The organism is Streptomyces griseoloalbus (genome assembly GCA_014650015.1).
Classification (GTDB): domain Bacteria; phylum Actinomycetota; class Actinomycetes; order Streptomycetales; family Streptomycetaceae; genus Streptomyces; species Streptomyces griseoloalbus.
Genome location: BMUD01000004.1, coordinates 212,922 through 225,156, shown reverse-complemented (window position 1 = coordinate 225,156; position 12,235 = coordinate 212,922). Strand labels below are relative to the sequence as shown.

Below are 12,235 nucleotides of genomic sequence, written 5' to 3'. Positions count from 1 at the left end.
CCGTTGGCACCATTTGCGCTCTACCCTCGATGCATGACCGAAAGCGCGAGCCCGTACATGTCGCACCCGCGGATCATGGTGCTCGGGGTACAGCCCGGGACGCCGCCGTTCCGTATCGTGGAGATCGACGGACAGGTGGTCGGCGAGGCCAAGACCCTCACCGACGTGCTGCACGCCGCCGCCGCGTTCGGGATCACGGTCCATGACCTGGACGATCCGGACGTGGTCCGCTGGGTGGGCGGGGACAAGTTCACCTGGACCGTACGCCGGTCCTCACGAACCCGCCGCGACCGGAGCGGGCGTCTCTAGGGCCTGTCTGACGATTCCCGCCTGCCTCGCGACGCCATGGACGCACTCTCGCCGCACCGGGCGCGGAGCCGAGTACATCCCGTACGAGGCTCTGCGCCCGGCACGCCGAGAGCACGCACCTGACGCCGCGAGGCCGCCCTGCGGGCGGCGACGCGCATGGTCAGACAGGCCCTGACCTGTCGTGCGCGGCCTGCGCGCCGTGCCGCCGGCAGCGGCACGGCGGGACCACTCGCCGTGTGGGGCAGGGGTCAGGACTTCGGCTTTCGCGCGTGCACGGTGCGGCCGAGGCGCCGGCCCACGAGCAGGTAGCCGATCAACGCCCCGCCGGTGTTCAGGATGACGTCGTCGATGTCGAAGGCGCGTCCGGTCACCAGGGCGCCCTGCGCCGTCTCCACCAGCAGCATCACGACGGCCGTCAGCACCAGCACCCGCAGGAACCCGCGGGTGCGCGGCGCGACGACCGGCGCGAGGACGCCGAAGGGTACGCCGAGCAGGATGTTGCCGCCGATCTGGCGCAAGGCGTCGTGCAGCGCGGGCTGGTCCAGATAGGCCCGCAGGGAGCGGCCCGGGCGCAGATTGGTGTGGGTCAGCGCCTCCGAGGCGGGGGAGGGCTGCAGCGTGAGCCGGGCCAGGACCACCGCGAAGACGACCATGACGGCGAACGCGCACAGCATCGCCAGCAGCCGCAGGGGCAGGGGGAGCGGACGGGGGGCGGCGCGGGCCATTCGATCCTCCAGTCGTCAACTTCCGTGTGCTACGCCGGTTACCCCCGCACGAGGCCGTCACGCCGGGCCCCTGGTCGTACCGGTCAGTCAGTCGCCGTAGGTGACCCGCACCTTCTCGAACCCCAGGGAACGCAGCAGGCCTTCGAGCATGTCGGTGGTGTTCGTCTCGGCCCGCGCGGTGAGTCCGCTCTCCTTCGCCGCGTCGCCGATGTGCCGCACCGCGAGCTTCTGCACGGCCTGTTCGCTGTTGGGGTTGTCCGAGAAGAGGTCGCCGAGACGGTCGAACAGCCCGCGCTGCTTGGAGACGGCGTAGGAGCGCTCGGGGTCCAGGGCCGGCGTGCCCAGGCGGGCGTGGGGCAGCCGCAGCGTGGCGGACGTACGGTCCTCGTCGATCCGTACGTCGTCCTCGTCCAGCGCGCCGAGGTCGACGTAGGCGTCGACGGTGCCCGCGCCCACGTACAGCGTGCGGCTGCCGCGGACCGCGTCGGGCAGGAACTTCGCGTCCTTCTCCAGGTCCACCACCACCTGGAAGTTGCCCGAGGCGGCCTCGTAGCGGCTGATGTCCTGGATGGACTCCAGGAGCGCCGGCCCGGATCGGTCCCGGGTCTCCGTGCCGAACAGGTCCTTCAGTCCCGGCAGCACGCTCAGCCGGATCCCGGCGAACAGCACGGCCAGCAGCAGCACCACCGCACCGAGCACCTTCACCCAGCCCGGTACGCGCCCGGGCAGTCCCTTCACGGAAGCGGTCATGGCGACGGCCCTCCTTCCTTACGATCGAATGCCCCTCAGCTCCATGACCAGACAGAGCAGTCGAGAAACGGACGACCGCACCGGGAGCACGCGGGGGCGCACGGCGGCGTCCGGTCACGCGGTGCCCGGGGGCGCCGTCACACCGGGCCGGACGGGGGCTCGGGCTTGTCCAGGGCCGCGTCCAGCGTCGGCCACGGGGGCAGCAGGCGGGACAGTCCGGTGATCCGGAACATGCGCAGGGTCATCGGGTGGGCGCAGACGAGGTACAGGCGGCCGGGTCCGTCCGTGACGCGGTGCCGGGCCCGGTACAGCAGGCGCAGGCCGGAGAGGTCGAAGAACTCGACACGGGTCAGATCGATCACGACCCGGGCGTCCGGTGCGGCGGTCGCCATGTCCAGATGGGGGACGATCTCCACGGCCGCGGCGATGTCGATCTCACCGCGGAACTCCAGCACCGTGTGTCCCCGGTCCCGGCGGACGCGCAGATGCCGGGTCAGCGGTGCAGGTTCGTGCCGCACCACGCCATCGCCTCCAGCCTGCTCCGTGCCCCGGGGGGTGGGGATCGGCTCCAACACCGGTTCCCTCCCTGCAAGTTACCTTCGGTCGAGTGAATTTGAGCATGTTCGATTGACATATGTCTTCGCATTGCGGCTGAAGTTCTTTCGAACCGGCCGGGTAGGCCGGGCGGCCCCCTTCGGAGCGTGACGGAATCCTCACTTCCGGCAGCGGCCGAACTTGATCCTCAAGGTCGGCAACCGGATAAGCTCCGCACCAGCGCTGCGAGTTGACCCGAACCGCGACGGGTCGCTTCGCGGTTCGTACTCATGAGTGCGGTCCCTTGCACCCCCCCCCATGTCGATCGTGTCGCTCCGAAGGATGCAGATGGAACTCGCCACTCCGCCACCGGCGGCGCGGCCCCCCGTCGCCTGGCGCAGCTGGTGGCTGATGCCGCTCGGCCTCGGCGGCGGGACGATCGCCGCCACGTCGATGGGGTCGGACCGGATCGTCACAGCCGTCCTCGGCGCCGCCGCGACGGCCGCCTGCACCGTGTGCGTACGCCTGCTGCTCCGCAGCCGGTCCCAACTGCTGCGATCCGAGGCCGACTTCCGTACGGCGCAGGCCGAGCGGACCCAGCAGTGGCAGCAGCACATGGCGGGCCAGGAGCGGAAGCTCGCCGCCGAACGCGCCGCGCGACAGGACGCGTTCGCCGAGCAGGGCGCCGCCTATGAACGCCGGCTCGCGGAGCAGGGCGCCGCCTACGAGGACCGGCTCGCGGACCACTCCCGGGCGTTCGAGGAGCGGCTGGCCGAGCAGGCCAGGACCTACGAGTCACAGCTCGCCGAACGGACCGGGGCATGGCAGGAGCAACTGGCCCACCAGCTGGCCGCCGTCACCCGCCTCGCCGACGAACAGCTGCCCGCGGCGATCGGCCGGCTGCGCGCCGGTGACGCCATCGACGACCTGCTGCCGAGCGTCGCGCGGTGCGCGAAGGACGGCGCCGGCCTCCAGGTCGAGCTCCGCAAGATCCTGCGCACCGCGCTCATCGGCCTGGAGGAGGAGTTCGACCGCTCCACCTCCGCGGAGCAGGCCGTCATCAGCATCGGCAACCGCATCCATGTACTGACCAGCAAGCTCCGTGGCCGGCTGCACGAGATGCAGGGCGAGCACGGCCGGCTGCCGGCCGTCGCGCGGGGGCTGATGGAGCTCGACCAGGAGATCGGCCCCGCCGACTGCCTGGCCGCCAGCATCGGCGTCCTGGGCGGGTCCGACCGGCCCGGCAGGCAGTGGCAGGAACCGCAGCGGCTGCTGAGCGTGGTGCGCGGCGGCATCGGCCGGATCAAGGACTTCCACCGCATCCAGTTGAACCGGCTGCCCGAACTGGGCGTGGACGGTGGCCTGGTGGACTACCTCACGCTGATCTTCGCCCACCTCCTCGACAACGCGGCCCGCTACTCGCCGCCCACCGAACCCGTGCTGGTCTCCGGCCGGGAGGTACCCAACGGCGTCGGCATCGAGATCCAGGACTCCGGCAAGGGACTGAGCGAGGAGAAGAAGCGAGAGGCCGAACACGCCCTCGCGGGCACCGCCCCCGGCGCGGGCATCGGCGGCATCACCGAGGACGCCAACATCGGGCTCAGGGTCGTCGGCATCCTCGCCCGCCGCTACGGCATCCGCGTCACCTTCGCCGACTCGCCGTGGCTCGGCACCTCCGTGGTGGTCGTCGTACCGCACAAGTACTTCAGCCCGCTGCCCACCACCGCCACGACCACCGCGCCGGAAGCCCGCACCACCGCGCCCGGCCGGGAGCCGGCCACCGTCACCGAACCGCCCGCGGACGTCCCCGCCGGGTCGGCCGACACCACCCCCGGCGGACTGCCCCGCCGCCGCAGCGGCAGGCGGACCGGGACGGACGCCCCGCGGCCCCTCGCGCGGACCGCGCCGGGGGAGCACGGGCACGGCCCCGTGTCCGTCGTACCGCCGGACGCGTCCTTCACCGGCCTCGCCGCCTTCGCCACCGCCGGACGCGCACCCGACCGGGCGCCCCGGACGGCAGGCGACCCCGACACCCCCACCGGACGTGAGTCCACCGAGCACCGCACCGAAGAGAGCGACCAGACCACATGACGCACCAGGGAACCGACGTGAGCTGGGCGCTCCGCGATCTCGTCGAGAGCATCCAGGAGATCCGATTCGCCCTCGTGGCCTCCAGCGACGGCAAGGCCATCACCTCCTACGGGGCGGACGACCCCGACGACGTGGACCGCTTCGCGGCCGTGGTGGCGGGTCTGCAGGCCCTGGCCCAGCCGGTCGCCGAGCAGTTCCCCGCGTACGCGGGACAGCTGCGGCTGGCGATGATCGAGGTCGACGGCGGCCACCTGTTCGTGGTCCGGGCGGGCGTGGAGACCTACCTCGGCGTCCTCGCGCGGGAGGGCCTGGACCAAGGACTCCTCGGACACCAGATGAGGGACCTCGCCCGCCGGATGGGCGAACTCCTCGGCACCACTGCGCGCCTGGAGGAGCACTCTGGATGAGTGCTCCCCGCCGACCCGTGGATCCGTCCGGTCTCGAGCGCTATTACGTCCTCACCCAAGGACGCAGCGGTCCGGGCGATTCGGCGGCCGGCCTCGACGTGGCGACCCTCGTGGTCTCCCGCTCGGCCCCCGTCCCGGGGCTGCAGCACGAGCACGAGGAGATCATCAGGCGCTGCCGGGAGCCGCTCTCGGTCGCCGAACTCGGCGCCCACCTCGGACTGCCGTTCAACATTCTCGCGGTGCTGCTGTCGGACCTGCTGGACGCGGGCCGTGTCGAAGCCCGTGACCCCACCCCGGCACACGTCGCCGGCCGCGGGCCCGACCTCGCACTCCTTGAGGAGGTACTCAGTGGACTCGAAAGGCTTTGACGGAATCGGTCGGCACGCCGACGGGGGCGTCCGCTCGGTGAAGGTGATGATCGCCGGCGGCTTCGGCACCGGGAAGACCACCATGGTCCGCTCGGTCAGTGACATCAGGCCGCTCACCACCGAGGAGACCCTCACCCAGGCCAGCGTCGGCGTCGACGACCTCATCGGGGTCGCCGAGAAGTCGCAGACGACCGTCAGCCTGGACTTCGGCAAGATCGGCCTCAACGACAGCCTGGTGCTGTACCTGTTCGGCACGCCCGGACAGGAGCGCTTCTGGTTCCTGTGGAACGGGTTGTTCAAAGGGGCGCTCGGCGCGGTCGTCCTGGTGGACACCCGGCGGCTGGCCTCCAGCTTCCGGGCGATCGAGGAGATGGAGCGGCAGAACGTGCCGTTCGTCATCGCCCTCAACGTCTTCCCCGACTCCAGGGACTACCCGGTGGAGGAGATCCGGGACGCCCTGGACGTCCCCGCGCACATCCCCATCGTGTCCTTCGACGCCCGCGACCGTGCCGCCAGCCGTGACGTGCTCCTCGCCCTCATCCGGCACGTGAAGGGACGCCCGGCCGTCGCGGTGGAGCCCCGGTGAACGCCTTCGACGCCCTCCGCGGCTGTCCCGTCGCCCACCACGGCGCGGAACTCACCCGCCTGTACGGGCCGGAGGCGGCCACCGACCCGGCCGGCATCTACGAACGGCTGCGCAAGGAGCACGGCTCGGTGGCGCCGGTGCTCCTGGAGGGCGAGGTGCCGGCCTGGCTGGTGCTCGGCTACCGGGACGCCCGGCGGGTACTGGACAACCCCCGCCAGTTCACCCGGGACGCCCGGATCTGGCGGGACTGGCTCGACGGCCGTGTCGAGGAGAGCTCACCGCTCATCCCGATGCTCGGCTGGCGTCCCGACTGCGTCTCCCAGGACGGCGAACCGCACCGCAGGCTCCGCGGGGCCGTCACCGACGGTCTCCAGGCGGCGGCCGGGCGAGGCATCCGCCGGCACGCCACGCACTACGCCAACAAGCAGATCGACGCCTTCGCCGATGCCGGACGCGCCGACCTGGTCGGTGACTACGCCGAGTATCTGCCGATGCTGGTGCTCAGCCGCGTCCTGGGGCTGCCCGAGGCGGAGGGGCGCGATCTGGTCGAGTCCTGCGCCCAGGTCCTCAAGGGCGGCGAGGACGCCGTCACGCACGACGCGCGCATCCAGGAGATCCTCGGCGAACTCGTCGTGCGCAAGCGCTCCGAGCCCGGCGGCGACCTCGCCACCGCTCTGCTGGAGCATCACGCCGGACTCGACGAGGACGAGATCGTCAGTCATCTGCGTCTGGTGCTGATCGCCGCGCACACCACCACCAGCAATCTGCTGGCCCGGGTGCTGCAACTGGTCCTCACCGACACCACCCGGCTCTCCGGGCTGATCAGCGGCCAGTTGAACATCTCCGCGGTGGTGGAGGAGGTCATGTGGGACAGCCCGCCGCTGGCCGTCCTGCCGGGCCGCTTCGCCGCCGGCGACCTGGAACTGGGCGGCCATCGCATCCGGGAGGGCGACCTGCTGGTGCTGGGCCTCGCCGCGGGCAACCAGGACCCCGAGATCCGACCGGACACCGGGGTCTCCGTCCAGGGCAACCAGGCTCATCTGGCCTTCAGTTCGGGCCCTCACGAGTGCCCCGGGCAGAACATGGGCCAGGCCGTCATCGAGATCGCCGTCGACGTCCTGCTGCACCGGCTGCCGGGACTGCGGCTTGCGGTGCCGCCGGAGGAGCTCAGCTCCACCGCCTCCACCTGGGAGTCCCGACTGGACCGCCTGCCGGTCGAGTTCGGCGGGTGAGGTCACTGCCCGGCACGGCCCGGCGGCCGGGCAGCACAGCCGTCTCACACCGTCAGCAGATCGTCCACCGCACCCCGTCCGGCCTGCTCGGCGGTGGCCACCGGGCCCTCCTTCGACGCCGCGTACCGGCCGGTGGTCAGCGCCCACTCGTAGTTGCCGTTGATCCAGTGCTGGATGGCCTCCACGCCCCTGCGCACCCGGTCGCGCTCGTCCGCGTCGAGTCCGAGCTCGTCGCACATCCGCGGCACCCGGGCCTCGAGTTCGACGTACCGCGCCAGGCACGCCGTCGTCATGCCGTACGCCTCGGCGGCGGCCTCCTCCCAGGAGCAGCCCCGCTCCCGTTGCAGCACGGCGATCAGGTTGTGGCCGTCACCGCGGCGCCGCTCCCGCTCGAAGGAGTGGATGTCGTTCATGAACCCGATGGTGTCCGCGGCCAGATCACGCAGTCGCTCCATCAGCGGATGCGCCATCGCCTGCGCCGGAACCTCGAAGCGACGGCTGCGTTCGCCCGCGTCGATGCTGTGATGGATGCCGACGGTACGGCGCCGGAAGGCGGCGTACTCCCGCAGGCCCAGCGTCCCGGCCAGCCCGCGGGCGGCCAGGTCGACCTCCTCGCAGTGCGCGACCAGGAACCGGCCCCAGGAGGCCGCGAACCGGGTCTTCCAGGTCAGGGACATGCCATCCGAAAGGTGTTCCCAGACCTGGGCCCAGGCGAGCGTGAGGGGGCAGGCGACCCTGGGCGTACTCCCCGCAGGCCGCAGCGGGGTCACGATGAGTTCCCGGGCCACCTCGTCTATGCGCTCCGCGCGGTCCGGCCGCCCGGCGTCGAACTGGTCGTCGAACAGGAAGGCGAGGGAGAACCAGTTCATCAGGACGACCAGGTCCTCCGCCGAGGCGTACGGGTAGGTACGGGCGGCGGCCTGGGGCAGATCCCAGGAGCGGTACTCCTCGAATCCGGCCCGGCTGCGGACCAGCCCCATCTCCCGCACCCAGCGCAGATGCCGTACCCGGGCGTATTCCAGATGGTCGCTGACGGGAGTGCCGAAGGGGAGGTCGAACCGGACGTCCTGAGGCATGTGCTTCCTTTCGGGAGACGGAACGCAGAGTCCCCCGCCCTGCGAGCGGGCGGCCATGGCGACCGCCCACGCACTCGAACTCAGCTGCCTGGCAGGGAAGTTGAATCGAGAAGCGCTACGAGGCTGCCCCGAGCGTAAATGATCTACACGGTGGGCTGTCGTGATGTCCGTTACCCCACAGGCCACTTGAGCCGCGAACCGTCCCGCGCCGCTCAGGAGTCCCCGGCCCGGGAACCCGACTGAAACCGGCGAGCGGGGACAGGTGTCACCTACCGGGCGGGGCAGGAGCGCCCCGAGCCCCGGACCCTCGAGGAGGAGACATGGCACTGGTGACTGCGGGCGTGGTGGTGCTCGACTGCGCCGAACCCGAAAAACTCGCCGAGTTCTACAGGGAGTTGCTGGAGGCGGAGCAGGTCGACGCCAACGCCAACCGGGTGGAGATCCGGGCCGCCGACGGCTTCCGCCTGGCGCTGCGCCGCGATGTCAACGCGACCGCGCCGAGCTGGCCGCGCCCCGAGAACTCCCTCCAGGCGCACCTGGAGTTCGTGGTGCACGACGTGGATGCGGTGGAGCGCCGGATCGTCGGCCTCGGCGGCCGTCCGATGGAGTCGGGCGACGCGTCGGGACCCACCGAGGAACGTGGCTACGCCGACCCGGCGGGCCACTCCTTCACCGTCCGCCGAGGCACCCCCACGGCGCCCAAACAGGGGTGACCCCGCCGCCGGGGGCGGCGGGGCGGCCGGTACGGACACCGCCGACGCCGGCGGTGTCCGTACCGGCGGATCAGTCGCGGCCGCCCTTCTCGGGGACCGGCCAGGTGCCCGTGGAGCGTTCGATGGCCTTGGCACCCGCGCGGTCCACGGCGCTGCGCACCACCGCGAAGATGGCGCCCTGGATCGCCGCCGCCAGCAGGATCTCGCCCCAGCGGCGGTCCCGGTCCAGCGCGTCCGGCGCGTCGTCCTCGTGCCGGACCAGCTTCCAGACCTTCTGGAAGGCCATCCCCGCCACGGTTCCGCTGGTCCAGCCCAGCGCGAATCCGATGGGCTTGTACGCCATGGGCAGCTTCTTCTTGGCCTTCTTGCTCTTCTTCGCCACGTGCCTCTCCTAGGTCGGCTTCGTCGTCTCGTCGGTGGATGGATCGTCGGGCCCGGACAGGCCGGGAACGGTCAGGGTCGGCCCCGCGCCGGCACCTCCTCGCCGTCCGGCACCGGTCCCGGTGGAGTGCCGTCCCCGAACGGCCGGCCGCCCAGCTCCTCACGGTGATGCGGCGCCGTCCAGCCGGACAGGTCGGGACCGAGGGGCACGATGCCGGTCGGGTTGATGCCGGTGTGCACCTGGTAGTAGTGCCGTTTGATGTGGTCGAAGTCCACGGTGTCGCCGAAGCCGGGCGTCTGGTACAGGTCACGGACGTACGCCCACAGCACCCGGCTCTCCGTCAGTTTCCACCGGTTGCACTTGAAGTGGCCGTGATACACCGCGTCGAACCGCACCAGCGTGGTGAACAGCCGGATGTCCGCCTCGGTGAGGGTGTCGCCGACGAGATACCGCTGCCGCTCCAGCCGCCGCTCCAGCAGCTCCAGCCGCCGGAACAGAGCCGCGCACGCGGCCTCGTACTCCTCCTGGCCGGTGGCGAAACCCGCCCGGTACACGCCGTTGTTGACGTCCTGGAAGACGTCCTCCATCAGCGCGTCGATCTCGTCGCGGCGCTCCACCGGATACAGATCGGGCGCCCCCTGCCGGTGCAGGGCCGTCCACTCGGTGGCGAGGTCCAGGGTGATGCGCTGGTAGTCGTTGGTGACCAGCTTCCCGCTGGGCACGTCCACGATCGCCGGCACGCTCACCCCGCCCGGGTAGTCCGACTCCCGCCGGTCGTACGCCTCGCTCAGATACCGGATGCCGAGGACCGGGTCGCGGTCCTGCGGATCCAGCGTGAAGCGCCAGCTGCGGTCGTCCTGAAGGGGGTCGGCGACGGCCAGGGACAGCGCGTCCTCGAGTCCGAGCAGCCGCCGGGACACCAGCGCCCGGCTCGCCCACGGGCAGGCGCGGCTCACGACGAGCCGGTAGCGCCCCGACGCCACCGGCCACCCGTCCCGGCCGTCCGCGGTGATGCGGTCCGCGAAGTGCGCCCTGGACCTCTTGAACATCTTCCTCCCGTACGCGCTGTTGCCGCCGCCCCCGTCGTCGCGGCCCATGATGCTCTCCTTGTCTCCGTCGGGATGTCCCTGTGACCGCGTTCCCCGTTTTCCGCCGACGGCACGGTGTGACCTAGGCCGACCGGGGCAATCGGCGGAGGTGACTACACGATCGGATCGCAGAACCCGCGTCACCGTGCTGGTGGCGCTCGCAGCCAATCTGGTGATCGCGGTCGCCAAGGCCGTCGGCGGTGTGGTGGCGTCCTCGCCCGCACTGCTGTCGGAGGCGGCGCATTCGGTGGCCGACAGCCTCAACGAGGTGTTCCTGCTCGCCTCGCTGCGGCGCAGCCGGCGCCCGGCCGACCGGCGGCACCCCTTCGGCTACGGCAAGGAGCGGTTCTTCTGGGCTCTGCTGGCGGCCGTCGGGATCTTCGTGATGGGTGGCTGCTTCTCCTTCTACCAGGGCATCGGCGCCCTCACGAACGGCGGCGGGGAGGACCGCGAGGGCTATGTGGCCGGGCTGATCGTGCTCGGTGTCGCCCTGCTCGCCGAGGGCGCCTCGCTGCTGCGGGCCCTCTACCAGGTGCGCAGGCAGGGCGGCGCGGGCAGCGGGCTGCGCGATCCGGCGCTGCGCACGGTGGTCGCCGAGGACGGCACCGCGGTGGTGGGCGTCACCCTGGCCATCGCGGGCATGGCGCTGCACATGGTCACCGGGCAGGTGGTGTGGGAGGCGGCCGCCTCGCTCGCCATCGGCGCACTGCTGGTCTACGTCGCCTACCGCCTCGGGCGCGACGCCCGGGACCACCTGATCGGCGAGGCCGCCGACCCGGAGGCGAGCAGGCGGATCCGGGAACTGCTCGGGGAACAGCCCGAGATCGACAGTGTGGAGGCGCTCCTCACGATGAAGACCGGGCTGGACACCGCCCTGGTCGCCGCCCGCGTCGACCTGATGCCCGGACTGGACAGCGAGCGGGTGGAGGAGGTCGCCGTACGCATCAAGCGGTCCATCGCCCGCGAGGTGCCCGAGGCGGAGCAGATCTTCCTCGACATCACCGACCGCGGTTCACCGGAGGCACGGGAGGCACGGGAAAGCCCCGCCGCGACGGGGGAACGCGGCGGGGCCTGACTCACGGCTGCCCGACGGCAGGCGCTTCATGCGCGTCGCCCGGGAAAATCCCGGGCGGGCGGACAGGCCCTCTAGGCGGGAGCCGTCACCATCCGTACCGCGAGCGCCGTCATCACCCCGCTCGCCACCAGCGCGGTCACCAGCCGCCCCCGGTGACCGGTCAGCGCCCGGCCCAGCAGGGCGCCGCCCCCGGCGAGCAGCACCTGCCAGCTCGCGGAGGCGGCGAAGGCCGCCGTCACGAACACGGTCCGCTCCGCGAGCCCGGCCGCCTCCTCGCTCTGGGAGCCGAGCACGAGCGCCGCGAAGTAGATCACGGTGGTGGGGTTCAGCAGGGTGATGCCGAGCAGCGTCAGATACGCCCGGGCGGGACTCGGCGGGGCGGCTTCGGCCCGGCTGGTGAGCCGCCGGCCCCGGTACCGCCGTACGGCCGTGGCCGCGCCCCACGCCGCCAGCGCGAGCAGCACCAGGGCACAGACCCGGCGCAGCGGCTCCAGCGCCGGCCGCAGCGCCGACGCGAGGGCCGAACCGCCGAGGGTGGCCGCGAGGGCGTAGAGCCCGTCGGCCGTGGCGATGCCGAGGGCCGCGCAGACACCGGTGCGCGGGGAGGTGCGGGCGGTGAGGGAGACGAGGTACGTCCCGACGGCGCCCACGGGGACGGCGATGCCGTAGCCGGCGAGCAGCCCCGCGAGGACGGCGGCCGTCATCGGCGCGGCGGTGCCGGTTCTCCGCCCGGGCAGGGCCGCTGCTGTCGGCCCGCGGCGGTGGCGGAGGCGGACAGCGGCATCGGTACGCAGTGGGTGGGCATGGCTGGATACTGGAGCCGTCCATCGGTGACGGGCCACCGATTTTCCGGGAGTGACTAGGGTGTTCGGGTGACCGAACAGGCCGAGAAACACGTG

General features: G+C 71.9%; 15 protein-coding genes. 8 read left to right on the top strand and 7 right to left on the bottom strand.

All coding sequences use genetic code 11. The features are described from left to right. Nucleotides 1–33 precede the first annotated feature (33 nt). Nucleotides 34–309, top strand: a complete 276-nt coding sequence (locus IE178_RS08185; RefSeq protein ID WP_193511771.1) for a hypothetical protein — start codon at nucleotides 34–36, stop codon at nucleotides 307–309. Between the two features lie 248 nt (nucleotides 310–557). Here IE178_RS08185 and IE178_RS08180 read toward each other — a convergent pair whose 3' ends face one another. From IE178_RS08180 to IE178_RS08170, 3 genes are all read right to left on the bottom strand, one after another. After that, complete coding sequence (locus IE178_RS08180; protein WP_184762656.1) at nucleotides 558–1,034, bottom strand: VanZ family protein; 477 nt, start codon at nucleotides 1,032–1,034, stop codon at nucleotides 558–560. Nucleotides 1,035–1,121: 87 nt separating this feature from the next. Next, nucleotides 1,122–1,784 carry a DUF4230 domain-containing protein gene (locus IE178_RS08175; protein WP_193511770.1) on the bottom strand — a complete coding sequence of 221 codons (663 nt, stop codon included), beginning with the start codon at nucleotides 1,782–1,784 and terminating at the stop codon, nucleotides 1,122–1,124. A gap of 137 nt (nucleotides 1,785–1,921) precedes the next feature. Next, nucleotides 1,922–2,302: an anti-sigma factor antagonist gene (locus IE178_RS08170; RefSeq protein ID WP_193511769.1), complete on the bottom strand. Its 381-nt coding sequence runs from the start codon at nucleotides 2,300–2,302 to the stop codon at nucleotides 1,922–1,924. A gap of 364 nt (nucleotides 2,303–2,666) precedes the next feature. Between IE178_RS08170 and IE178_RS08165 the strand changes: the two genes are divergently transcribed. From IE178_RS08165 to IE178_RS08145, 5 genes are read left to right on the top strand one after another with little or no spacing between them, the layout of a single operon-like run. Further along, a complete protein-coding gene (locus IE178_RS08165; protein ID WP_193511768.1) occupies nucleotides 2,667–4,409 on the top strand; it encodes a sensor histidine kinase in 1,743 nt (580 codons plus the stop codon). Continuing rightward, complete coding sequence (locus tag IE178_RS08160) at nucleotides 4,406–4,816, top strand: roadblock/LC7 domain-containing protein (protein WP_184762660.1); 411 nt, start codon at nucleotides 4,406–4,408, stop codon at nucleotides 4,814–4,816. Before IE178_RS08165 ends, IE178_RS08160 begins: the two co-directional genes overlap by 4 nt. Beyond that, a complete protein-coding gene (locus IE178_RS08155) occupies nucleotides 4,813–5,184 on the top strand; it encodes a DUF742 domain-containing protein (RefSeq protein ID WP_184762661.1) in 372 nt (123 codons plus the stop codon). The genes IE178_RS08160 and IE178_RS08155 overlap by 4 nt, the downstream gene beginning before the upstream one ends. After that, nucleotides 5,165–5,770, top strand: coding sequence for a GTP-binding protein (locus IE178_RS08150; protein ID WP_318279911.1), 606 nt, complete (start codon nucleotides 5,165–5,167; stop codon nucleotides 5,768–5,770). The genes IE178_RS08155 and IE178_RS08150 overlap by 20 nt, the downstream gene beginning before the upstream one ends. Then, nucleotides 5,767–7,002 carry a cytochrome P450 gene (locus tag IE178_RS08145; protein WP_193511767.1) on the top strand — a complete coding sequence of 412 codons (1,236 nt, stop codon included), beginning with the start codon at nucleotides 5,767–5,769 and terminating at the stop codon, nucleotides 7,000–7,002. Before IE178_RS08150 ends, IE178_RS08145 begins: the two co-directional genes overlap by 4 nt. Before the next feature lie 44 nt (nucleotides 7,003–7,046). Here the strand turns inward: IE178_RS08145 and IE178_RS08140 are convergent, their stop codons facing one another. Continuing rightward, nucleotides 7,047–8,078, bottom strand: a complete 1,032-nt coding sequence (locus IE178_RS08140; protein ID WP_193511766.1) for a 7-epi-alpha-eudesmol synthase — start codon at nucleotides 8,076–8,078, stop codon at nucleotides 7,047–7,049. 320 nt (nucleotides 8,079–8,398) lie between these two features. Between IE178_RS08140 and IE178_RS08135 the strand changes: the two genes are divergently transcribed. Beyond that, a complete protein-coding gene (locus tag IE178_RS08135; protein ID WP_193511765.1) occupies nucleotides 8,399–8,791 on the top strand; it encodes a VOC family protein in 393 nt (130 codons plus the stop codon). A 70-nt stretch (nucleotides 8,792–8,861) separates the two neighbouring features. Here IE178_RS08135 and IE178_RS08130 read toward each other — a convergent pair whose 3' ends face one another. Together IE178_RS08130 and IE178_RS08125 are read right to left on the bottom strand one after the other, a co-directional pair. Further along, entirely contained in the window at nucleotides 8,862–9,173 is a 312-nt protein-coding gene (locus IE178_RS08130) for a DUF4235 domain-containing protein (RefSeq protein ID WP_184762665.1), read from the bottom strand. 71 nt (nucleotides 9,174–9,244) lie between these two features. Continuing rightward, nucleotides 9,245–10,270, bottom strand: coding sequence for a glutathione S-transferase family protein (locus tag IE178_RS08125; RefSeq protein WP_193511764.1), 1,026 nt, complete (start codon nucleotides 10,268–10,270; stop codon nucleotides 9,245–9,247). A 100-nt stretch (nucleotides 10,271–10,370) separates the two neighbouring features. Between IE178_RS08125 and IE178_RS08120 the strand changes: the two genes are divergently transcribed. Further along, entirely contained in the window at nucleotides 10,371–11,336 is a 966-nt protein-coding gene (locus IE178_RS08120; RefSeq protein ID WP_318279910.1) for a cation diffusion facilitator family transporter, read from the top strand. A gap of 71 nt (nucleotides 11,337–11,407) precedes the next feature. On the opposite strand, the gene IE178_RS08115 is transcribed toward IE178_RS08120, so the two are convergent. Beyond that, complete coding sequence (locus tag IE178_RS08115; protein WP_193511763.1) at nucleotides 11,408–12,040, bottom strand: LysE family transporter; 633 nt, start codon at nucleotides 12,038–12,040, stop codon at nucleotides 11,408–11,410. Between the last annotated feature and the right edge of the window lie 195 nt (nucleotides 12,041–12,235).